The sequence below is a fragment of the Alkalihalobacillus bogoriensis ATCC BAA-922 genome, assembly GCF_000621445.1.
Taxonomy (GTDB): domain Bacteria; phylum Bacillota; class Bacilli; order Bacillales; family Bacillaceae_F; genus Bacillus_AO; species Bacillus_AO bogoriense.
This window is the reverse complement of sequence record NZ_JHYI01000031.1, coordinates 31313-54250: the sequence shown is the minus strand read 5'-3', so window position 1 is coordinate 54250 and position 22938 is coordinate 31313. Positions and strand designations below refer to the sequence as shown.

General features: G+C 37.1%; 26 protein-coding genes and 1 riboswitch. Of the genes, 22 read left to right on the top strand and 4 right to left on the bottom strand.

The genetic code is table 11. From position 1 onward, the window contains the following. Positions 1-231 precede the first annotated feature (231 nt). On the top strand, positions 232-843 hold the full coding sequence (locus tag T323_RS0112510; RefSeq protein WP_026673595.1) for an FMN-binding negative transcriptional regulator: 612 nt from the start codon (positions 232-234) through the stop codon (positions 841-843). Between the two features lie 70 nt (positions 844-913). Here the strand turns inward: T323_RS0112510 and T323_RS26640 are convergent, their stop codons facing one another. Continuing rightward, on the bottom strand, positions 914-2149 hold the full coding sequence (locus T323_RS26640) for a DUF5068 domain-containing protein (protein WP_051556512.1): 1236 nt from the start codon (positions 2147-2149) through the stop codon (positions 914-916). 208 nt (positions 2150-2357) lie between these two features. Here T323_RS26640 and T323_RS0112500 point away from each other — a divergent pair, with 208 nt between their 5' ends. The 5 genes from T323_RS0112500 to T323_RS0112480 all read left to right on the top strand — a co-directional run bounded on the left by T323_RS0112500 (position 2358) and on the right by T323_RS0112480 (position 6212). After that, on the top strand, positions 2358-2726 hold the full coding sequence (locus T323_RS0112500; RefSeq protein ID WP_026673594.1) for an ArsR/SmtB family transcription factor: 369 nt from the start codon (positions 2358-2360) through the stop codon (positions 2724-2726). Beyond that, positions 2719-4812, top strand: a complete 2094-nt coding sequence (locus T323_RS0112495) for a heavy metal translocating P-type ATPase (protein ID WP_026673593.1) — start codon at positions 2719-2721, stop codon at positions 4810-4812. The genes T323_RS0112500 and T323_RS0112495 overlap by 8 nt, the downstream gene beginning before the upstream one ends. A gap of 74 nt (positions 4813-4886) precedes the next feature. Next, positions 4887-5135, top strand: coding sequence for a DUF2573 family protein (locus tag T323_RS0112490; RefSeq protein ID WP_026673592.1), 249 nt, complete (start codon positions 4887-4889; stop codon positions 5133-5135). A 311-nt stretch (positions 5136-5446) separates the two neighbouring features. Further along, a complete protein-coding gene (locus tag T323_RS0112485) occupies positions 5447-5935 on the top strand; it encodes a small multi-drug export protein (RefSeq protein WP_156942445.1) in 489 nt (162 codons plus the stop codon). Positions 5936-5960: 25 nt separating this feature from the next. Beyond that, entirely contained in the window at positions 5961-6212 is a 252-nt protein-coding gene (locus T323_RS0112480; protein ID WP_026673590.1) for a YfzA family protein, read from the top strand. A 100-nt stretch (positions 6213-6312) separates the two neighbouring features. Here the strand turns inward: T323_RS0112480 and T323_RS0112475 are convergent, their stop codons facing one another. Next, complete coding sequence (locus T323_RS0112475; RefSeq protein WP_026673589.1) at positions 6313-6636, bottom strand: spore coat protein; 324 nt, start codon at positions 6634-6636, stop codon at positions 6313-6315. Between the two features lie 12 nt (positions 6637-6648). Continuing rightward, positions 6649-6921 (bottom strand): hypothetical protein, encoded by a 273-nt coding sequence (locus tag T323_RS0112470; RefSeq protein ID WP_026673588.1) that lies wholly within the window; start codon positions 6919-6921, stop codon positions 6649-6651. 282 nt (positions 6922-7203) lie between these two features. Between T323_RS0112470 and T323_RS0112465 the strand changes: the two genes are divergently transcribed. From T323_RS0112465 to T323_RS0112400, 13 genes are all read left to right on the top strand, one after another. After that, positions 7204-9588 carry a 3-hydroxyacyl-CoA dehydrogenase/enoyl-CoA hydratase family protein gene (locus T323_RS0112465; RefSeq protein WP_026673587.1) on the top strand — a complete coding sequence of 795 codons (2385 nt, stop codon included), beginning with the start codon at positions 7204-7206 and terminating at the stop codon, positions 9586-9588. A 28-nt stretch (positions 9589-9616) separates the two neighbouring features. After that, a complete protein-coding gene (locus T323_RS0112460) occupies positions 9617-10795 on the top strand; it encodes an acetyl-CoA C-acetyltransferase (RefSeq protein WP_026673586.1) in 1179 nt (392 codons plus the stop codon). A 24-nt stretch (positions 10796-10819) separates the two neighbouring features. After that, positions 10820-12604 (top strand): acyl-CoA dehydrogenase FadE, encoded by a 1785-nt coding sequence (locus T323_RS0112455; protein WP_026673585.1) that lies wholly within the window; start codon positions 10820-10822, stop codon positions 12602-12604. 209 nt (positions 12605-12813) lie between these two features. After that, positions 12814-12951, top strand: coding sequence for a hypothetical protein (locus T323_RS28855; protein WP_156942444.1), 138 nt, complete (start codon positions 12814-12816; stop codon positions 12949-12951). Between the two features lie 59 nt (positions 12952-13010). Continuing rightward, a complete protein-coding gene (locus T323_RS0112445; RefSeq protein WP_026673584.1) occupies positions 13011-13370 on the top strand; it encodes an arsenate reductase family protein in 360 nt (119 codons plus the stop codon). A gap of 73 nt (positions 13371-13443) precedes the next feature. Then, the gene (gcvH, locus tag T323_RS0112440) at positions 13444-13827 is read left to right on the top strand and encodes a glycine cleavage system protein GcvH (protein ID WP_026673583.1); all 384 of its coding nucleotides are present in this window, start codon (positions 13444-13446) and stop codon (positions 13825-13827) included. A gap of 117 nt (positions 13828-13944) precedes the next feature. Then, positions 13945-14202: a YusG family protein gene (locus tag T323_RS0112435; protein WP_026673582.1), complete on the top strand. Its 258-nt coding sequence runs from the start codon at positions 13945-13947 to the stop codon at positions 14200-14202. 93 nt (positions 14203-14295) lie between these two features. Further along, entirely contained in the window at positions 14296-14709 is a 414-nt protein-coding gene (locus tag T323_RS0112430) for a DUF4395 domain-containing protein (RefSeq protein WP_026673581.1), read from the top strand. Positions 14710-14853: 144 nt separating this feature from the next. Continuing rightward, on the top strand, positions 14854-16095 hold the full coding sequence (locus T323_RS0112425) for an MFS transporter (RefSeq protein ID WP_026673580.1): 1242 nt from the start codon (positions 14854-14856) through the stop codon (positions 16093-16095). Positions 16096-16248: 153 nt separating this feature from the next. Then, positions 16249-16358, top strand: a riboswitch (SAM riboswitch). A gap of 138 nt (positions 16359-16496) precedes the next feature. Further along, positions 16497-17516 (top strand): methionine ABC transporter ATP-binding protein, encoded by a 1020-nt coding sequence (locus tag T323_RS0112420; RefSeq protein ID WP_026673579.1) that lies wholly within the window; start codon positions 16497-16499, stop codon positions 17514-17516. Continuing rightward, positions 17509-18186, top strand: a complete 678-nt coding sequence (locus tag T323_RS0112415; protein WP_035178578.1) for a methionine ABC transporter permease — start codon at positions 17509-17511, stop codon at positions 18184-18186. The genes T323_RS0112420 and T323_RS0112415 overlap by 8 nt, the downstream gene beginning before the upstream one ends. A gap of 18 nt (positions 18187-18204) precedes the next feature. Continuing rightward, a complete protein-coding gene (locus T323_RS0112410; RefSeq protein ID WP_026673577.1) occupies positions 18205-19059 on the top strand; it encodes a MetQ/NlpA family ABC transporter substrate-binding protein in 855 nt (284 codons plus the stop codon). A 728-nt stretch (positions 19060-19787) separates the two neighbouring features. Further along, the gene (locus T323_RS0112400; protein ID WP_245613723.1) at positions 19788-20318 is read left to right on the top strand and encodes a hypothetical protein; all 531 of its coding nucleotides are present in this window, start codon (positions 19788-19790) and stop codon (positions 20316-20318) included. A 52-nt stretch (positions 20319-20370) separates the two neighbouring features. On the opposite strand, the gene T323_RS0112395 is transcribed toward T323_RS0112400, so the two are convergent. Next, positions 20371-20907: a DoxX family membrane protein gene (locus tag T323_RS0112395; RefSeq protein ID WP_026673575.1), complete on the bottom strand. Its 537-nt coding sequence runs from the start codon at positions 20905-20907 to the stop codon at positions 20371-20373. A 253-nt stretch (positions 20908-21160) separates the two neighbouring features. Here T323_RS0112395 and T323_RS0112390 point away from each other — a divergent pair, with 253 nt between their 5' ends. From T323_RS0112390 to sufC, 3 genes are all read left to right on the top strand, one after another. Then, a complete protein-coding gene (locus T323_RS0112390; protein WP_026673574.1) occupies positions 21161-21532 on the top strand; it encodes a carboxymuconolactone decarboxylase family protein in 372 nt (123 codons plus the stop codon). Positions 21533-21655: 123 nt separating this feature from the next. Then, positions 21656-21871: a YuzK family famiily protein gene (locus tag T323_RS28850; RefSeq protein WP_156942443.1), complete on the top strand. Its 216-nt coding sequence runs from the start codon at positions 21656-21658 to the stop codon at positions 21869-21871. A gap of 284 nt (positions 21872-22155) precedes the next feature. Continuing rightward, a complete protein-coding gene (sufC, locus tag T323_RS0112380; RefSeq protein WP_026673573.1) occupies positions 22156-22935 on the top strand; it encodes a Fe-S cluster assembly ATPase SufC in 780 nt (259 codons plus the stop codon). Positions 22936-22938 lie beyond the last annotated feature (3 nt).

The following is a 22938-nucleotide window of genomic DNA, read 5'->3' as shown; positions in this document are numbered from 1 at the left end:
TTTAAGGAAAATAACGTTTTTTTCATATCAAGTGGACATCTGTGCCGTTATTTCATTGACTTGGCCGTGATAAACTTGTGATTATCGAATATAACGGAACCAATGTCCGGTAGCATTCGAGAAATGCGCTTTTTTCGGAAAATAGCGGAACGGATGGCCGATACAATTATGATATGATTAAGCTGTCGAAAAGGATCGACAGCCTAATCAATGTAAGAAAGGTGGATGATGATGTACATACCTGCTCCATTTAAAATTACAGATGAAGCAATAGCTTACGACATTATAAAAGAAAATAGTTTTGCTACGCTTTTTTCTCAACATGCTGGCATGCCAGTAGCTACTCATTTACCCTTACTTTTAAACGAAGAACAAACACATTTATATGGTCACTTTGCCCGTCCTAATTCGCAGTGGAAAGACATCAATAAACAAACCGCTCTAGCTGTCTTTCATGGTCCTCACTGTTATATTTCACCATCCTGGTATGAGACAGAACAAGCTGTTCCTACATGGAATTATGTGGCTGTTCATGTGTATGGAGAAGTCGAGCTTATAGAAGATGACAATGAAGTAGTTGGTTCATTGCACGACATGGTATTAAAATATGAATTGCCTAACAGTTCTTATCAATTACAAAATCTAGACTCAGATTTACTCGCAAATATGAACAAAGGCATTCAAAGTTTTAAGATGAAAATTAATCAATTGGAAGGGAAAGCAAAGTTAAGTCAAAACCATTCAACAGAGCGGCAAGAGCTAGTCGTGAAACAACTAGAGCAAATTACGAGAACAGATGAGCAACAAATAGCTGCTTTAATGAAAAGAAATATAGGGAAATAAAAAAAGCTAGGGCAAACGTGTATTAACTGAAAAAATTACAGTTAAGCACGTTAGTTCCTAGCCTTAAGCATTAGTTCGGTAATTCAAATGTAAGGGTTTCACCTTTAGAAACATCTTGATATTGTGAATCACGAATAGGACCAAATTCTAATTCAAATTTATCATAAAGTTCAAATTCATCTTTTCTAATTAAATACACTAAAATTCGTTTTGCTTCTTTACCTGCTTCAAGGTCATCACCTATTCTTGGCTCAAGATTTCCTTGTGACAAATATCTTGCGCGGTTATCATCGACAATAAGAATACCGCTTGTTCCATAAGCACTTATTATATCATCCGTTTTGTTATTCACATTTAATTGAATCGTTAAAGCTACAATTCCTTTATCACCAAAATCTTCGAACGATTGTTCATATGATTCTGTTGGTGTAATTTCGGTAACTTGAAAGCCTTCCAAAGTCACTTCGACATCGTGTAATGTTTTTGTTTCGTTTACATCCATTGTTTCTGAAAGTAATGTTTTCTCCGCATAGTTATTTGCTTCAATTAAATCTTCAATAAAGTCTGGTCTTTCAGAAAGGGCTTGCAAACTTTCCTCATTTATAGGAAAGTCAAATACCCCATCTTGTCCAATTTGACCGCTAAAGTCTTCATTTGCCGCTGCTGTTCCAGTACGGAATTTAGGATTTGTTTGTAATAATTCTTCAAATTCTTCTTCGGAGTAAGTAAATGATACTAGTCCAGTCACTTTTTCACCAGGTTGATAATGTGAGATATCATCAGAAGACTTTGGTCCTAGCCTTTCTCCTTCACGAACAAAATTCGGTCTTGGCATTTGACTATGGTAATTATCTTTTCCTTGGATGATTGTATTCGTTGTGTAATAAGCATCTTGTCCTGTTTGATTATCAATCGTTACTTTTGCCGTAATAATATAACCACTATTTTTATCATTAAAAGAACTTGTAATGGAAGCATGCATATTTGTTACATGTACAATTTGATATTGTTCAACAATCATCTTAAATCCTTCTGCGTCATAATTGATGTTAGGATTTGAATTTGTAAAAATAATTTCTACTTCTCCATCTGTATATTCTGATATATATGTATTCAATTCTCCTGCATCATTTGATTCAATTTCTGTTTCCGTCGGTTCTTCTTGTTCCTCCTCTTCAGCAGGGGCCGGTTGTTCTACTTCGTTATCTACAACATCTTTATCTTCATCTTTTGTTGTCTCTTCAGAGTTACAACCTGTTAATGCAAGAGCAACAGATAAAGACATAATTCCTAACCATTTCTTCATGTTTCATCCTCCTAAAAATGTATGAGTTTTCCAATTGAAAACAACCCATTTATTATAATGGAAATGAATATAACTAGTAATCAATCATAAGTAATAACTTTAAATAGGTCAAAAGACCTAACAAAATATTCAAATATTCATTTGATTATTAGAATATTTGAGGGTATACTATAATCAAACGAACATTTGAATAAGGAAGTGAAAAAAGATGACAGACCGTTGTGAAGTATTTAAGTTTGATGAAGGAAAAGTCAATAAACTTACGAGTTTAATAGAAAAACAGCAAAAAGAGATTGTCCAAGTTGCAAATCTTTTTAAAGCATTATCTGATGAAACGAGAATGAAAATTGCCTATGCGCTATCCCAAGAAGATGAATTATGTGTATGTGATGTTGCAACCATTATTGGCGCGACAACAGCTACAACGTCACATCATCTTCGCCATCTTCGTAATATAGGATTAGCAAAAAGTCGAAAAGAAGGAAAGCTTGTGTTTTATTCTTTAGATGATGATCATGTGCGAATCTTGATTGAAACAGGACTTGTTCATGGTAAGGAGACGATTGATCGTGGCTAATGAAACGCATGTTTATAAAATTCAAGGGTTGTCTTGTACAAACTGCGCAGCGAAGTTTGAGAAAAATGTAAAAAACATAAAAGAAGTTACAGAAGTAGATGTCAATTTTCAAGCAGCAAAAATTACAGTTGTCGGTGATATTACGAAACAGCAACTGGAAAAGGCGGGTGCTTTTGATAATCTCCGTTTTTATAAAGAAGGAGAAGAAAAAGTAAGAATTCCATGGTGGAAGTCTGTTCCGACGATTCGTACTGCGATTTCTGGGATATTATTAGTCGCTGCATTTACCATCATCGTCCACATGGGAGCACAAACACCAACAACAAATGCTCTATTTTTAACATCAATGGTCGTTGGTGGCTACGCATTGTTTTGGCAAGGGTTGAAGAACTTATTTTCACTTACATTTGACATGAAAACATTAATGACCATTGCTGTACTTGGAGCGGTCGCCATTGGTGAGTTGCCAGAAGGAGCTGTCGTTGTTTTTTTATTTGCGATTAGTGAAGCACTCGAAACGTTTGCAATGGACCGAGCACGCCGTTCTATCGAATCGCTTGTAGATATGTCGCCGAAAACAGCGAAAATAAAAAAAGGTGAAAAACTTGAGAAAGTTCCTGTAGATGCCATTCAAATTGGTGATGTTATGGTTGTTCGCCCAGGAGAAAAAATCGCAATGGATGGAATGGTTCGCCTTGGCCAATCTTCTGTCAATCAAGCAGCGATAACAGGTGAATCAATGCCAGTTGTCAAAACTGCAGGTGAAACAGTGTATGCCGGGACATTAAATGAAGAAGGTATGCTTGAAATTGAAGTAACAAAAACACATGAAGATACGACATTAGCAAAGATGATTCATTTAGTGGAAGAGGCACAAGCAGAACGAGCTCCATCACAAGCATTTATCGATAAATTTGCTTCGGTTTATACACCGATAATCATTGCGATTGCGATCGGTGTAGCCATTGTTCCGCCCCTGTTTTTTGGTGGGGAATGGATGACGTGGATTTACCAAGGGTTAGCTGTTTTAGTTGTCGGATGTCCGTGTGCCCTCGTCATTTCAACACCTGTATCCATTGTTACGGCCATTGGCAGTGCAGCCAAACAAGGTGTGTTAATAAAAGGTGGCGTCCACTTAGAAGAAGCTGGCCATTTAGAAGTAATCGCGTTTGATAAAACAGGTACGTTAACAAAAGGAAAACCAGAAGTAACGAATATTGTAACAACAGCCAACATTACTGAAGAGGAAGTATGTCAAATTGCTGCTGCATTAGAACAACATTCTCAGCATCCGCTTGCCCAAGCGATTGTACAACTACACCGAGGGACAATGGATGAGGTGGAACAGTTCCATTCCGATACAGGAAAAGGGGTTCGAGGGATTGTCCGAGACGTCGCGTATCGAATCGGAAGCCCGAGTTATATTGAAGAGTTTGTTACAATTACAAATACGATCCAAGCTGAGATTGACCGGTTACGGGAAGAGGCAAAAACCGTTGTTGTGTTAGCGAATGAAACTGAAATTGTTGGTTTATTTACACTTGCAGACCAAATGAGAAAAGAGAGTCCAACTTTATTACAGCAATTGAAAAAAGTTGGTATTCGAGAGACCGTCTTGCTTACGGGAGATCATGAAAAAACGGCTAATGCTATTGCAAAACAAGTCGGTGTCGACTCTGTTTTATCAAATTTATTACCAGATGGAAAACTAAGCTATATGAAAGACACGATGGCAAAAGGAAAACGAATTGCTATGGTTGGTGATGGCGTGAATGATGCCCCCGCTTTAGCTACAGCGAATGTTGGTATTGCGATGGGTGGAGCAGGAACGGATGTTGCTTTAGAAACAGCAGATGTTGTGCTGATGAAAGATGATTTATCGAAGTTACCATTTACGATTAAGTTAAGTAAAAAGGCGCTTCGAATCATTAAACAAAATATTACACTTTCATTAGTATTAAAAATTGTAGCACTATTGCTTGTCATCCCAGGCTGGTTAACATTATGGATTGCGATTATAGCGGATATGGGAGCGACATTGCTCGTTACATTAAATGGTCTGCGCTTGTTAAAAGTAAAAAAATAGAAGCACCGTATGTAAAATTAAAAATAGGTTATGTTATACTCAGTCTAGAGCAAAAGATAAGGGAGCGTTACATGATGGATGCAAAATTGCAACAGCAATTAGACGGGTTAATAACAAAGTATACTGAATTATTACTTGGTCAGGAAAATGAAGAGCTAAAAGAAAAAGTGAAAATATGGGCATTGTATAGTCATATTTCCAAAAGTATGCCTCCGCTTGCGAAACATTGGAATGAACAATATCCCGATGCGAAAGAAGCGATGAAGGAATTAGTGTCCGAAATTCAAGAATTAAATAAGAAAAATCGTGAAAAAAGCGAGTGAGAAAAAGAAGTCTTAACATGATGAACTACCCATGTTGAGGCTTCTTCTGTTTTTTTATGCTAATTACTTTATTAATTAAGAGTGCATTTATTTATGGAATTTATGGTATATAATGTTAAAATTAGAATAATAGTTGAATAACTTCAGAAGTTCCCATCAAGTTTGTGGTGTTTTGGTAATTTTTGGTGCAAGGAAGCGTATATTGATATTGTTTCTATACTATTTTTGGTCCTGTGCCATTTTTTTGAGGACTCTACTTACATGTTATTTTTATTTAGAATGATGAACTTTTCTAGGGGAGAATAGTGATTATGTTTCGGGAAATGGTACAAGAATTTATTTTACAATTAAACGAGTTAAATATAGTTTTACAGTATCTTGGAATTTTTTTATTATCTTTTATTCCATTTGTAGAATCTCCTGGTGCAACAGCGGCAGCAGGAGTAATTGGGCTTCCAATATTTTTATCTATGTTAGTAAGTATAGTTGGGAATTGGATTTCAATCATGCTGATTATAATACCTTTTAATGCTATCGTTAAAAAAATTCAAAAGCGGAAATTGAGAAAAGGATTTATTTCTAAACGTGCAAGTAAAGCAAGAGAAAGATATGAAAAATATGGTGTGCCAGGAGTTGCCCTTATTGCTCCAGTTGTATCTTCAGGACATATTGGAGCGTTTGTTTCCATAGCAGCAGGCGCAGATAAAAAGAAAGTTGTCTTTTGGCATGTTATTAGTATTGTAATATGGGCAATTGTTGGAGTACTTTTAGGTGCCTTTTTACATTATGAAATAATGTAATACTATGGGTTAGGAGGGTATAGTAATGAGGAATTGGTTCATTAATATTGGTTTTTTTCTAGTTCTTATACTAGTATTGGCAATTGTTGATAACACACCCTTTGTTACAGATTTTGAGTTTGGAAGTTTTGGAAATGAAATCCTACAGACCAAGCTTTTTACTGAATGGTTTACTTTCTATAACACTTCATTTTTTAATGTCGTTTTACTTTTCGCTTTATTGCATATCATTTTATTTCCTTTTTATAGATTTACATTTAAGCGAACGAACAAATAATTTTGTAAGTGAACGTGGAGCTATTTGCAATGAAGTGAAAAGATGTCCGGTATGACGACAGAAAGAGCTGAGTGAGGAAAATCCTCACTCAGCTCTTTTATTATTGGTAAGGGAACTGCTGACTATAACCTGAGAATTGTTGATACGATTGATCAATTGTTTGTTGTGGTGTAGCGTCAAAGCTATACCATCCTTTTCTAAACATCGTATTAAACAATTCACGTTGGCAGTTTTGTGCTTCATTAAAGGCAGTATTAATCGTTTGATACAAGCTTTCATGACTCGCTTCGTTTAAAGCTGTACTATAAGCAGTTGTTATATATTTTTCCGTTGATAAAATATCATTAATGAAATCTCGGTCAGACATTTGTGGAGATTCCTGAACTTGGGTTTTAGGGTTTTGGATTTTTGTTTGTTGGCTCATGAGAAATCCTCCTTACTGAATTTGCGTCGGTTGATTTTGGTTTTGGAGGTGTTGAAGTATCATTTGATAATGCTTTTGGTGCATTTGACCGGCTTTTTCAATTACCGCTTTAATTTCTGGATCTTGGCAGTGCTGGGCAGTGTGGTGGCATTTTTTCATGGCTAACAAGTTCCAAGATAACATATCAGAAATGTAAAGATGGTCTTTTGTTGTAATGACATTTGGTGGTTGAGGCATAATCGTTTGCTGGTTTTGTTGGTTTGGGTTAATCATTGTTTGCTGCATTCGTTATTCCTCCTTTTTACGTATCACTTTTTTTAAATGATACATCACTTAGCATACGGAAATCAGACTTTCCATATGCTAGAGAGGTATTGCTACATTATGAAGAACATAACAAAAAACAATTGAAAAAATAAGTAGTAATTTTCAGATTTCTATTGCCAATAAGACAAAAATCTTTTATAGTGAGTATAGTAAATAAATTTAAAAAATTCATGCGGTCATTTTTTTTCGCATAAAAATGAATGAGGATTCATTCAAGGATCTGGGAGAAGGAGGATATATATGGTTGGTCAAATTCGAAAAGCAGCTGTATTAGGCTCAGGTGTTATGGGTTCAGGGATTGCTGCTCATCTCGCGAATGTAGGAATTCCAACGCTCCTATTAGACATTGTCCCTCGGGAGCTAACTGAGGAAGAAACGAAAAAGGGATTGACACTTGAAGACAAACAAGTACGTAACAAAATTAGTACAACAGCAATTCAAAAATTGCTAAAGCAAAAGCCAGCTCCATTAACAGTAAAAAGTAACAAAGATTTAATTGAGGCAGGTAACTTTGAAGACGATATGCAACGACTATCAGAAGTTGATTGGATCATTGAGGTTGTTGTTGAAAATCTTGAAATTAAACAAAAAGTATTTGCTCAAGTTGATCAGTATCGTAAGCAAGGTTCAATTGTAAGCTCAAATACATCAGGTATTTCTGTTGAAGCAATGGTTGAGGGTCGTTCAGATGATTTTAAACATCATTTTCTCGGAACGCATTTCTTTAACCCGCCACGTTATTTAAAATTGCTTGAAATTATCCCTACACAACATACAAATGCGGAAGTCGTTGAATTTATGACAGCGTTTGCAGAAGATGCATTAGGAAAAGGGGTTGTATTAGCAAAAGATACGCCAAACTTCATTGCAAACCGAATTGGAACATATGGATTGCTTGTAACAGTAGAGCAAATGTTAAAAGGTGGATATTCAGTTGGAGAAGTTGATTCTGTAACAGGTCCGGCCATTGGAAGACCAAAAAGTGCAACATTCCGTACATTGGATGTTGTTGGTTTAGATACATTTTTACATGTTGCAAAAAACGTGTATGACAAAGTTGAAGGAAGAGAAAAAGAAGTATTCGATCCTCCAGCATTTATGAAAGAAATGGCTGAAAAAGGTTGGATTGGAAGTAAAGCAGGTCAAGGATTTTTCTTGAAGAAAAAAGGGGAAAACGGAAGCGAAATCGTTGAACTTGATCCAAATACATTAGAGTATGGCCCGCGCAAAAAATTAAAAACAGCTTCAACTGAAGCCGCAAAGCAAGCGAAGGGCTTAAAAGCAAAAGTGAAAACGCTCGCATATGCGGATGACAGAGCAGGAGAGCTTATTTGGAATTTATTTAAGCCAGTACTCATTTATTCTGCTGAACAGTGCTATGACATTGCAAGCGACATTTTATCGGTTGACCAAGCTATGAAGTGGGGCTTTGGCTGGGAACAAGGACCATTTGAGTTATGGGATGCTATTGGCGTTGTCAAATCAGTAGAAAAAATGGAGTCAGAAGGCGAAACAGTTCCTGAGTGGGTAAAAGAAATGTTAGCAGCAGGACATGAGTCTTTCTATAAAGAGAAAAGCTACTATCACAATGGCGAATATAAGGCGATTGTTGAAAATGAAAAAATCATTCATTTAAAAACACTTAAAGAGCAGGATAAAGTGATTTTCAAAAACAGTGGGGCTTCCCTTATTGACTTAGGAGATGGAGTCGCTGGTTTAGAATTCCACTCACCGAGCAACTCCATTGGTCTTGATGTACTTCAAATGATTTCAAAATCGATTGATGAAGTGGAAAAGAACTATAAAGGACTTGTTATCGGAAACCAAGGGAAAAACTTCTGTGTTGGTGCCAACTTAATGATGATTTTGATGGAAGCACAGGATGATAATTTCTTTGAGCTTGATATGGTCATTCGCCAATTCCAAAAAGCAATGGCAAGAATTCGTTATTCTTCAAAACCAGTTGTTGCTGCACCACACGCCATGACATTAGGTGGAGGAGCGGAGGTTTGTTTACCATCCGCAAGCATTCAAGCAGCTTCTGAAACATATATGGGCTTAGTTGAAGTCGGTGTTGGTTTAATTCCTGGTGGTGGAGGTAATAAAGAGCTTTACCTTCGTAATCTTGAGCGCGCGCCACAAGGAACAACAATAGACTTACAAGCAATTGCCAATAAAACGTTCGAAACGATCGCAATGGCAAAAGTCGCTACTTCTGCACATGAAGCAAAAGCGAACGGGTTCTTAAGTGAACGTGACGGCGTAACAATGAATGGTGATCATCATCTTCATGCAGCGAAACAACAAGTTATCCACTTGCATGATAAAGGGTATACAGCACCAGCTCGAAGTAAAATTCAAGTTGTTGGAGAAACAGGATATGCAACAATGTTATTAGGTGCAAAAACAATGAAATTTGGTGGAATGATTTCCGACCATGATTTAAAAATTGCTGAGAAACTGGCATTTGTTATTGCTGGTGGACGTGTACCAAAAGGAACATATGTTGATGAACAATATTTATTAGACCTAGAGCGTGAAGCATTCCTAAGCCTTGTTGCGGAGCCGAAGTCACAGCAACGTATGCAACATATGTTGACAAAAGGAAAGCCGTTACGTAACTAGAAATGGAACTTGAATGGAGGGAAGAGCGTTGAGAGAAGCGGTAATCGTAGCTGGTGCAAGAACACCAGTCGGAAAAGCGAAAAGAGGAACATTAGCCAATGTAAGACCCGATGATCTTGGTGCCTTAACAGTAAAAGAAACGTTAAAACGGGCCGGAGACTTTGACCCGTCTAAAATAGAAGATATTATTTTTGGATGTGCGATGCCGGAAGCAGAGCAAGGTATGAACATGGCTCGTAATATTGGGGCAATAGCAGGTCTTCCTGATACAGTCCCAGCGATTACAATTAACCGATATTGCTCATCTGGATTACAAAGTATTGCTTATGCATCAGAACGTATTATGTTAGGCCACTCAAAAGCAATTATAGCTGGAGGAGCCGAGTCGATGAGCTTAATCCCAATGGGAGGCCATGTGATTGCGCCGAACCCATCTCTAGTGGAGAATGCCCCAGAGTACTATATGGGAATGGGATATACAGCAGAAGAAGTGGCAACACGATTTGGTGTAAGTCGCCAAGACCAAGATGCTTTCGCTGTAGAAAGTCATCGCCGTGCAGAGCAGGCGATTAAAGACGGTAAATTTACTGATGAAATCGTACCTGTCGATGTAACTTTACGTTCTGTTGGTACTGATAATAAGTTAAAAGAGAAAAAAGTGCAGTTTAGTGTCGACGAAGGGGTCAGACCTGGAACGACAGTTGATGGATTAGCAAAACTTCGACCAGCTTTCCATCCAAAAGGATCGGTTACAGCTGGAAACGCGTCTCAAATGAGTGATGGAGCTGCAAGTGTGCTCGTCATGGACCGTGAAGAAGCAGAAGCAAATGGGTTAACACCTATTATAAAATTCCGCTCCTTTGCTGTTGCTGGTGTTCCGCCAGAAATTATGGGAATTGGTCCAGTGGAGGCGATTCCAAAAGCGATAGCACTAGCTGGTTTAGAATTATCGGATATTGGTTTATTTGAATTAAATGAAGCGTTCGCTTCACAATCACTTCAAGTCATTCGTCATTTAGGACTTGACCAAAGTAAAGTTAATGTAAATGGTGGAGCAATTGCTCTTGGTCATCCACTTGGATGTTCTGGAACAAAGTTAACCTTAACATTAATGCATGAAATGAAACGGCGTGGTGAGCAGTTTGGTGTTGTAACGATGTGTATCGGTGGCGGTATGGGTGCTGCTGGCGTATTTGAACTTATTTAAGTAAAAGAATGGGGGATATGAACGATGAGTGAAACAAAACAAGAAGTTGTAAAAGGCGGAAGCTTTTTAATTGAAGATGTTGCTGCTGAAAGTGTATTTACACCGGAGGATTTCACAGAAGAGCATATTATGATTGGAAAAACGACAGAGGAGTTCGTGATTAATGAAGTAGGTCCTCATATTGAAGAAATTGAAAAACACAATTTTGATATTTCTCGTCGCCTTTTATCTGAAGCTGGAGAGCTTGGATTATTAGGAGCAGATGTACCAGAAGAATACGGTGGACTAGGATTAGATAAAATTAGTTCTTCCATTATTACGGAAAAATTTGCGCGTGCAGGTGCTTTCTCTTTAAGTTACGGTGCTCATGTCGGTATCGGGTCATTACCAATTGTATTTTTCGGTAACCATGAGCAAAAAAGCAAATACTTGCCTTCATTAGCATCAGGTGAAAAAATTGCAGCTTATGCGTTAACTGAGCCAGGCTCTGGATCAGATGCGTTAGGTGCCAAAACGACGGCAGTATTAAATGAAGCTGGAACTCACTATGTATTAAATGGTGAAAAACAATGGATTACAAACTCGGCATTCGCTGATGTATTTGTTGTATATGCAAAAATTGATGGTGAGCATTTCACGGCATTTATTGTGGAAAAAGAATATGAAGGTGTTTCTACTGGTCCAGAAGAAAAGAAAATGGGAATTAAAGGTTCATCTACTCGTACCCTTATTCTTGAGGACGCATTAGTACCTAAAGAAAATCTTCTTGGTGAAGTTGGTAAAGGTCACGTTATTGCCTTTAACATCTTAAATGTAGGACGTTATAAGCTTGGAATCGGTACAATTGGTGGTTCAAAGCGTGCGCTTGAGTTAGCTGCGAAGTATGCAAATGAAAGAAAGCAGTTTAAGCAACCAATTGCGCGTTTCACATTAATTCAAGAAAAATTAGCAAACATGGCAACTGCAACATATGCAGCAGAAAGCTCAATTTACCGTACAGGTGGATTGTTTGAAGACCGTCTAGGTGGACTTTCTGAGGAAGAGCAAAAAGATGGTCGTGAAGTAGCAAAAGGAATTGCAGAATACGCAATTGAGTGTTCTTTAAATAAAGTATTTGGTTCTGAAACATTAGACTATTGTGCAGATGAAGCAGTTCAAATCCATGGTGGCTATGGTTTCATGGCTGAGTACGAAGTAGAACGCATCTACCGTGACTCAAGAATTAACCGTATTTTTGAAGGTACAAATGAAATTAACCGCCTTCTAGTACCTGGAACAATTCTTCGTAAAGCAATGAAAGGCGAGCTTCCATTATTAGAAAAAGCGATGAAACTACAAGAAGAGCTTATGATGATGATGCCTGAGGAAGTTGGAACTGAGCCGTTAGAGCAAGAAAAGTATTTATTAAAAATGGCGAAGAAAATCTTCTTGATGGTAGCTGGTACTGGCGCTCAAAAATATCAGCAAAAACTACAACATGAACAAGAAATTTTGTCAAATGTAGCTGATATCGTAAGTGAAGTTTTCTCTATGGAATCTGTTATCCTTCGTACGGAAAAAGCGATTGGTAAAACAGGCTTAGAGAAAAATAACCAAAAACTTCTTATGACTCAAGTGTTCTGTCAAGAAGCGTTTAACCGTATCGAAGCTCATGCGAAAGAATCTTTAGTAGCAATGGAAGAAGGCGACTCTTTACGTACAATGATTTCAATTTTACGTAAATTAACTCGTCACACTCCAATTAACGTTATTACGAAAAAACGTGAAATTGCTGAAGTTGTCCTAGCAGAAGAAAGCTATGTCGTGTAAAACCTGTTTATCACTTTTTGAGACAATGTCTCAAAAATAAAATATTCCTCCTTTCTACAAAGGAAGAAGCATTCTCCTCTCTACTAAGACTAAAGGAGCTCCGTATTGGAGCTTCTTTAGGTTTTTTCCAGTTTTGCCATTGATTATTTGTATGAAGAATGTCGCCACCCAAATAATAACGGTAAGACATGATAAGGGAGGTTTCTTTTATGAAGAAAAAAGAACATATTATTTATACTTCTGAATTAACGGGAGTTGAGGACTTAGAAGACAAAAAACATCCAACGCTCGAAATGATTCAAGATGCGTATGAAGTGGATGAAGAAAGAAACTCGGAAAAACAATAGCCTAAGGGTTGTAAAATCTAAACTAATCGGAAATAATGGGGGAAGAGAGGAGGGATAACATGGCACTTACATTTTACTGGTATCCGAATTGTGGAACTTGTAAAAAAGCGAAATCTTGGTTAGAAGCAAATGACATTGCTTTTGAACCAGTACATATTGTTGAACATCCACCATCAAAAGAAGTTTTACAAGAGCTTTATCAAAAAAGTGGACTAGAGTTAAAGAAATTTTTTAATACGAGTGGAAAAAAATATCGTGAACTCGGGATTAAAGATAAGATTCCAACTGCAACAGAAGAGGAACTTTTACAGTTGTTAGCGTCTGATGGAATGTTAATTAAACGTCCAATCGTTACTGATGGAACGAAAGTGACGGTTGGCTTTAAAGAAGACCAGTTTGAAGAAGCTTGGAAATCATAAGATTAGTTGAGAAATAATGCTAATTATATTATATTTAATATAAGATTTAGAATGAATGTTGGAGGGGTTATTAGTGAATTTACCAAAGGAACTGAAATATTCAGAAGAGCATGAATGGGTAAAACAAGAAGATGGGAAAATCCGTATCGGAATTACTGATTTTGCTCAATCTGAACTAGGAGATATCGTCTTTGTTGAGCTTCCTGAAGTTGGAGATGAAATTGAAGCGGACGAGCCATTCGGTAGCGTAGAATCTGTTAAAACGGTGTCTGAGTTGTATGCACCTGTAAGTGGGAAAGTCGTAGAAGTAAATGAAGACTTAGACGATTCCCCAGAGTTTGTAAATGAATCTCCGTATGAAAAAGCTTGGATGATTGTTGTTGAGCCTTCTGACGCGTCAGAAGTGGATAAGTTAATGACGGCTGAACAATACGAAGAAATGGTAAACGAAGACTAATAAAAGGAAGAACTTGACGCTATCGTCAAGTTCTTTTCTTTCTCCCATTGATTCATTCGTGTACACATTTTACATTAGGGAAAAGTAATAATATGTTACCCAAAGGAGGTCTGCATGATGAACGATAATCAAAGTCAAAATGAACCTTTAAAAGTAGAGGTAACAGCAAAAGTTGAAGGAAAGTTTGAAAATGGTTGTATGAATTTGTATATGGATGATTCAAGAATAGGAAAAATTAAAGAGACAAATGAAGGAACAAAGTATGAAATGGCCCGTGGGTTTGAGTTTGATAACAATAAGATTTTTCGATATGAAAAAGGGGTATCTAAAAACCCAGATAAATATGTAGAAGGTTGCGATATGGGCTGGTGTTAATTCTAGGCTACACAATATCTGCTTTACAAGCAGATATTGTGTAGCTTATTCTTTCATGTGTTATGTTATAGAGAGAAGGAAGGAGTGATAAGGTTGAAGGAGATTCCTGTTTCTTTCGTCCGAGCTAACCAGTGGATGATGGTGTTGTTAACGTTAAGTGCCATCCTTTTTCAAAGTTTAGTTATCGTTGGTATTACCTTTGTAGTTGTTACGATTGCACTTATCTTTGGTCCGAAGGCAAATCTTGCTTTTTTATTGGTGAAAACGATAAATAACAAAGATCGTTCAAATGAAGAGACAGAAGCAGCAGAGCTACAACGTTTTAACCAAACCATTGCAGCAAGCCTTCTTTTCATCGGTTTTATAATTCTTTTGTTTGGTCATTGGCTTGGTTGGATCTTCATCGCGATGGTGACCATTGCTGCGTCAGTTGCATTAGCGGGCTTTTGTGTTGGTTGCTTCTTTTATTTCCAATTGAAGAAATTAAAATATCAACTAAAGAAATAAGACTAGCGAACAATTGGAAATCCAGTTGTTCGCTTTTTTTAAATGTATAGAATTTTGTAACTTTTAAAAAACCCCTTTTCAAATGTTATATTTTCTACTATTATTATTTAGGGATACGAAATATATACGGCGAGAAGGGTTACGATGACTCAGTTTATTGGTGATTGGAAAAATCAATTAAAAGGTTATAATCAAAACGTTCGTATGTTTTTATGGGTATCTGTACTAGGAAATATTGGTATGGGTATTTTTATGATCATTTATAATTATTATATTCGCGAGCTTGGATATGATGACCAAGTGAATGGGAAGGTGATTGCGATGCAAGCAACAGCATCGGCGATCGCATTATTACCAGCCGGATTGTTAAGTGACAAGTTTGGAAGGAAAAAAATCATTTTTATTGGTGCCTTAATTACAGCTTTAACACTTACAAGTCGCTCTTTATTAGTGCCAGAATCAACGTTATTACTTACTGCGTTTTTAACGGGTGTCTTTATGTCATTTATTCAAGTGTCTTCGATTCCGTTACTCGCAGAAAACTCAACGGAAAAAGAAAGAGTACATTTGTTTAGTTTTAATTTTGCCTTAATTATGGTGGCAAATGTGATTGGAAACGTGTTAGGAGGTTCGTTAAGTGATGCGTTTCAGTATTTGTTTGGTGTTTCTGCATTAACAAGTATTCGAATTACGTTATTGATCGGTTCAGCGTTCTTTTTTGCCTCGCTATTTCCACTATTTAAAATCAATGAAAATAGGAAACTGAAAACGGAAAAAACAGCATCAGTCTCATTTAAAAAATTGTTCACGACTCATAAAGCTGGAGTTAAAATTATTCTTCTTTTTGCCGTCGCTCAATTAATTATCGGATTTGGATCGGGCCTTGTTATTCCTTACTTAAATCTTTATTTTACTGACCGTTTTGAGATTTCAAAGTCACTCGTTGGAATTATTGTCTCTTTAGGGCAAGCGATGACAGCTGTTGCGTTTATGATTGGACCACTTGTTGTTAAAAAGTTCGGTGAGGTAAGAGCGGTTGTTATTTTACAATTAACGTCATTGCCGTTTTTATTATTAACAGCGTATACGGAAAACCTTTGGTTAGCGGTATTAGGTTTTTTATTCCGACAAGCACTAATGAATGCTGGTAATCCCATTCAAATGTCACTGATGATGAAAAGTGTTGATGATTCGATGAAAGGCTTAGCAAACTCGGTTGGTCAAATGGTGTTCCAATTAGGGTGGGCTGTTATGGGTCCTGTCTCAATGACGATTGTGATGATGTACGGTTCCTATTATGGCTATGCGATCGTTTTTTCCATTACAGGCTGTTTATATTTAATTGGATCTGTATACTTCTACCTTGTTTTTCGAAAAATAAAATAGAACTAACTAACTATTCAAACTAGTTAAACTTTTTCAACTTTGTTGTAAAGTGATTGACAGATAAAAAACTAGCATGCTATTATTCTTTCATGAATTAAAGAACTAGCGTATCGAATCGTGTAACATAATATACGAAAGATTAACTATATATAACTCTTATCGAGAGAGGTGGAGGGACGGGCCCGATGAAACCCAGCAACCTTTAGTTGACCAAACTAGAGAAGTGCTAATTCCTGCAAAGCGTTGGCTTTGGTAGATGAGAGAAAGGAAAAGAACACCTTTCTGCTCAGTTGCGGGAAGGTTTTTTTATAAAAAAAATCTTCGGCGATAACACGCCTACTTTTTTCGGATTAATATAGAGTAAACAAATAGGAAATATCGGATTGAAAGGAGGACTTCGGATGATTACATTGCAAAATATTCGGAAATGGTTTCATACGAAAAACGGTATCGTTCATGCGGTTGACGGAGTGAACTTACAAATACGAGAAGGTGAAATTTATGGCATTATCGGGTATAGCGGTGCGGGGAAAAGCACGTTAATCCGAATGTTAAATAGCTTAGAGCGTCCGTCAGAAGGAAGTGTTCTAGTCGGAGAAAGTGAAATGTCACGGTTAAAAGGCAATCAATTACGAAAGGCACGGCAAGAGATCAGTATGATCTTTCAACACTTTAACTTGTTATGGTCACGGACAGTAAGAGAGAACATCTCTTTTCCATTAGAAATTGCAGGTGTAAAAAAAGAAGAACGCATCAAACGTGTAGATGAATTAATTAAGTTAGTTGGCTTAGAAGGGAGAGGGGAATCGTATCCTTCCCAATTAAGTGGGGGCCAAAAGCAGCGTGTCGGTATCGCAAGGGCACTAGCGAATAAACCAAAAGTATTACTCTGTGATGAAGCAACATCAGCACTTGACCCGAAGACAACAGACTCGATTTTAGAACTGCTTGTAGATATTAATAAAAAACTAGGGTTAACGGTTGTGTTGATTACACATGAAATGCATGTGATTCGAAAAATTTGCCATCGCGTAGCTGTGATGGAGGCTGGGAAAGTTGTGGAGGAAGGCGAGGTCCTTGATGTTTTCCGCCACCCACAACAAAATATTACAAAAGAATTTGTCAAACAAATTACCGAACCTGAAGAAACAAAAGAAACGATTGAACATTTCATCAGTGAAGGTAAAGGAAAAGTTGTGCAAATTACGTTTGTTGGTGAAGAAGCAGAACAGCCGTTAATTACAAAAATCATTCGCCAATTTGACGTTGATATTAGTATTCTCCAAGGGAAAATTACGAAAACCCAAGATGGTTCATACGGCACATTATTTATTCAAATCGACGGGGAACAAGCAGAAATTAATGCCGCGATTACTTTCATAAAAAATCAAGTGAATGTGGAGGTGATCGAGAATGGTTGATTCAACCGTTGAGTGGTTTGCCAAAATGAAATGGGACCAACTATGGGATGCGACGCTTGAAACGTTGTATATGACCTCGATATCTGTATTGGCTACTTTTATTCTTGGAATTTTACTTGGGCTCGTTCTTTATTTAACTGGGAAAGGGAATTTGTGGGAAAACGATATCGCCAATGCTTGTATCGGAGCGGTCGTAAATATTTTTCGCTCGATCCCATTTATTATTTTAATTATTTTATTATTTCCGTTTACAAGATTTGTAGTTGGATCAATTCTCGGTGCAAATGCAGCGTTACCTGCATTAATTATCGGGGCAGCTCCTTTTTATGCCCGGATGGTTGAAATTGCCCTTCGAGAAATTGATAAAGGCGTAATTGAAGCTGCCCAATCAATGGGCGCAACAAATCGCCAAATTATAATGAAAGTTCTCATTCCAGAATCATTACCGGCTTTGATTTCAGGGATTACGGTAACCGCCATTGCGTTAGTGAGTTATACGGCAATGGCAGGGGTAATTGGAGCTGGGGGGCTCGGGCATTTTGCCTATTTGGAAGGATTTCAACGGAACAACTTCCAAGTGACGTTGGTGGCAACAATCGCAATCCTTATCGTTGTATTTATTATTCAATGGATTGGTGATTTTTTCACAAATAAATTAGACAAAAGATAACCTAAGGGGGATTTATTCATGAAGAAACTATTTGGTTTCGTAGGAGCAGCAGCGTTATCACTCGCATTAGTGGCGTGTGGTGCAAATGATGAAGGACAACAACAAGCAGGTGATACTGCAGGAGAAGGCGAGCAAGAAGAACGTGTAACATTAGTAGTAGGTGCTTCAGCTGTTCCTCATACAGAAGTGTTAGAAGCAGCTAAACCATTACTAGCAGAACAAGGCATTGATTTAGAAATTAAAACATTCCAAGATTATATTTTACCAAACCAAACATTACGTGATGGTGAATTAGATGCAAACTATTTCCAAACACCTGGCTATTTAGCAATGCAAATTGATGAAAATGGTTATGAGTTTGAAAGTGTTGGTGCGATCCACGCAGAGCCAATTGGTGTTTATTCAAAAGAATATCGTTCTTTAGATGAACTTCCAGATGGAGCAAAAATTATCATGAGTGATTCAATCAGTGACCACGGCCGAATTTTGCCAATCTTTGAGCGTGCAGGTTTAATTGAGCTTGATAATGCTGAAGGTGAACTAGCGACTAGAGAAAATATCGTTGCAAATCCAAAAAACCTTGATTTCTCTACATTAGTAGAAGCGAGAATTCTTGCACCATCATTTGAAAATGGTGAAGGCGATGCTGTTGTTATTAATACGAACTACGCGCTTGAAGGCGGAGTCGACATCGAGAAATACGGTATTGCGTTTGAGGGAGCAGACGTTCTTCAACCGAACTTAATTGTTGTTCGTTCTGAAGATAAAGACCGTCCAGAATTCCAAACATTAGTGGAAGTATTACGTTCAGAAGAAATCGTAAACTTCATTAACGAAACATATAACGGTGCAGTTATCCCCATGGTTGACTAATCTGTGACTTGAAACCCGTTGGTTATGATGCCAATGGGTTTTTTGCTGTTTTTAAAGCTGTTGCGAGAGCGTTTTTGTTCTATGAAGGACAAAATGAAGTGTGAAATGGGGAGAAGTGTCCTTCATAAGGCTGATGAAGGACAAAATGGAGTGGAAAATGAGGAGAAGTGTCCTTCATAAGGTGGATGAAGGACAAAATGGAGTGGAAAATGAGGCAAAGTGTCCTTCATAAGGCCGATGAAGGACAGAATGGAGCGGGAAATGAAGAGAAGTGTCCTTCATAAGGCCGATGAAGGACAAAACCGAGTGGAAAATGAGGAGAAGTGTTCTTCATAAAGTTAATGAAGGACAGATTGGAGCGGAAAGTGAGAGAAGTGTCCAATAGAAGGGTTCTATAGGACAAAACAAGGCAAAAGCAGAGGGAAGTGTCCAATAGAAAAATGCTATTAAACAAAAGGAGCGAAAACCCCGAAGAAAAGTGTTCATAAACTAATCGGAATACAGACTAACTAGATCAAATCACCCCTTTTTATAACTAAATTTGAAAAATAAGTAAATATACCCGAGAAAAAAGTAGTTCTATCGAGTAAAATCACAATATTAATATGGAAAATTGGTTTTAAATTTGACGAATGCAAAACCGTTGTCATGTTTATCACTTCTTTCCTAAATATCATAGGAAGAGATGCGTCAAACCCACCGCATCGACCAAAAAAGGTGGACTACAAATGTTAATGAATCGTTTTAATCTTAAAGTAGTTTTGTGCTTATGTGTTTTTACTTTAATTTTTCAAGTGTCAGTGTATGCGAATTCATCTTGGCAATGGTTAACGTCAAGTCCGAAAGAATTACTGCCCCTTGCAATTGGTATTACACTTTTCATCGAAATTGTTGCCATTTTATTTTTAAGTTCATTAGGAAAGGACTTATCAATCAAAGTAAAGGCGGTTGTACTTATCATATTGGCAAATATTATGTCATTTCTTTTTCCTTATGTTTGGAGAATGTTTGAAATGCAGCCGTTTGCTACTGATTTAGCTGATGCCTGGTATTTAGCGTTTCAATCAGGACCCTATTATATTGTGTTACTAGGATATCTTTTTTTAACGATTATAATAGAAGCACCAATTATTTATTATCTGCTTAAAAAACACGCCGCCAACGCTAAAAGGTTACTGATTGTTATTATAGTATCGAATGTTATCACAACTAGCATCGTTGCAATTTTAGAGCGGACGCTATTGCAAGGAACTTGGTAAACACAAAAAAGACTGAGTAGAAATCACTCAGTCTTTTCATGTTTTTTCCTGATTAGCTCGCCATTGGTGTTGGAGCTTTTGGTAGTTGTTTGTTCTTTTTATTTTCACGAATCGCTTTTACTCTTTCTTTAATATAAGGCATGACATAACGGTCGCCGCCAAGTCGTCCTGCGTTTGCCCCTGCAGCTAGAATAAACATAGAAAGTAAAATCATCCATGGGTTAGTAGACACAGTTCCTGCAAACATAAAGGCAAAGTTCATCATGACTCCGAAAAATGCAGCAGGTGTAGTTAGAATGCCAAGTAATAATCCTAATCCAACTAATAGCTCACCCCATGCAACCATAAAGCTGAATAACTCAGCATTTGGAATTGCGAAATTTTGTAAAAATGCAACATACGTAGGATAAACAACAGCTTCTCCTTGCATTACTGGATTTGCAGCGGCCCCTTGTAAATAACCAGCGGCATTAAAATCACCTGTTACTTTCCCCCAACCAATTGTTAACCAAGTCCAACCGAGATACACACGAATAAAGAATAAAATGATAGCAGCGTATTTGTTTTCACGTAAGAATTGTCCAAACATATGAATTCCTCCTAAGATAGTAGTTATAGAGCTGTGAAGCACTTCACATGTCCTTGTGAAACAATTCACATTTTCTATAGTTTTATTGTAGCGTGACTTCTCAAATAAGGGAATGGAGTTCAACGGTTTGTCACACTTTTCTTCACACGGTTTTTCATATTTTCGACATATTTAAAAATAAACCAAAATCTGTAATGAGAAAAACTGAATTAAACCATACTATCGTTGTAAATAAAAACATGAGGTGATACAGATGGAACAACAACAAGATAATATGATCACAATGGCGCTACAAGATTATAAAGAAGGACTTGGTCAATTCACACAAAAAATGCCAGAGATCGCAAAGCAATACAATGCTTTTACTGAAGCTTGTTTTGCGGAAGGTAAATTATCCAAAAAAGAAAAACAATTAATTGCACTTGGCATTAGTATTTATGGTCAAGATGAATACTGCATCATTTATCATACAAAAGGGTGCTTAGACCAAGGGTGTACAGAAGAAGAAATTCTTGAGGCTGTAGGTGTAACAGCTGCCTTTGGTGGAGGAGCGGCTATGAGTCAAGCCGTGACATTAGTACAGGAAGCGATTAGTGAGCTTAATTCCTCAAACATGAAACAATAAAGAGAATTGAGCAGGATGGTAGAGCAATTGTAGAAGAACGCCATGTTAGGTTTTCTCACCACAACCTTTCGCTAAATAGTATAAAATCTGACGTTATATAGAGATTGGGTGTTAGATCTATAGATGTTACGATTATTACTGTACAAAAAAAGAAAGGGATTGGTACAGATTACTAACTTGATAAAGACCACGTACACAAGTGATATGGAAAAAGCAATGCAACGAAATCACGGTATGGGATATGCAGAGTATAACCGAAGCTTAACGAAACGCTTAGAAGTAGAAAAAAAGCGGGATAAAGAGTATGAAGTAACAAAAAAAATACTAACTCAATTATAAAATGAACAGAAAAGGTGGTGCTGTAACTAGCACCATCTTTTTCACTTAAAAAAGATTTTGAATGAGGAAGGAATTTAATGTTGAGACTAGTATATGTCTAAGTATTTTTATGTTTTACATACTTAACACTATAGAAAGAGTGTAAACTGAAAAGCGTAAGCCTTGAACTAACATTGGAAATAGTATAAGATTGTAATGAGAATAGAATGAGAATAATTTAAAATTGAAGTGTGTACAACCGTTGTCACGCCTAAACTCATGATAAAAATTGGAGGTAGTATCAAATGTCAGCACCGTATTTAAAAATTGAAAATCTTCAAGTCGAAATCGAAGGGAAACAAATCTTAAAGGATTTCAATCTAGAAATTAAAGGTGGAGAAATCCATGCAATTATGGGACCAAATGGAACTGGTAAATCAACATTAGCATCAGCTTTAATGGGTCATCCAAAGTATGAAATTACAGGTGGTACGGTAATATTTAACGGAGAAGATTTACTTGAAATGGAAGTTGATGAGCGTGCTCAAGCTGGACTGTTTTTAGCAATGCAATATCCAAGTGAAATTAGTGGAATTACAAACGCGGACTTCTTACGTTCGGCAATCAACGCTAAACGTGAAGAAGGAGACGAAATTTCATTAATGAAATTTATTCGTCAACTTGATAAAAAAATGGACTTACTAGAAATGAATCAAGAATTTGCTCAACGATATTTAAACGAAGGGTTTTCTGGTGGAGAAAAGAAAAGAAATGAAATTTTACAATTATTAATGCTTGAGCCAAAAATTGCGATATTAGATGAAATTGATTCAGGTCTTGATATTGATGCATTAAAAGTAGTGTCGAAAGGTGTTAATGAAATGCGTGGAGAAGAGTTTGGTTGCTTAATCATCACTCACTACCAACGTCTATTAAATTACATCACGCCAGATAAAGTCCATGTTATGATGCAAGGTCGTATTGTAAAATCAGGTGGTGCCGAGTTAGCAGAGCGTCTAGAAGCAGAAGGATACGATTGGATTAAGGAAGAATTAGGAATCGAAGACGAAAAAGTTCAAGCATAGGCC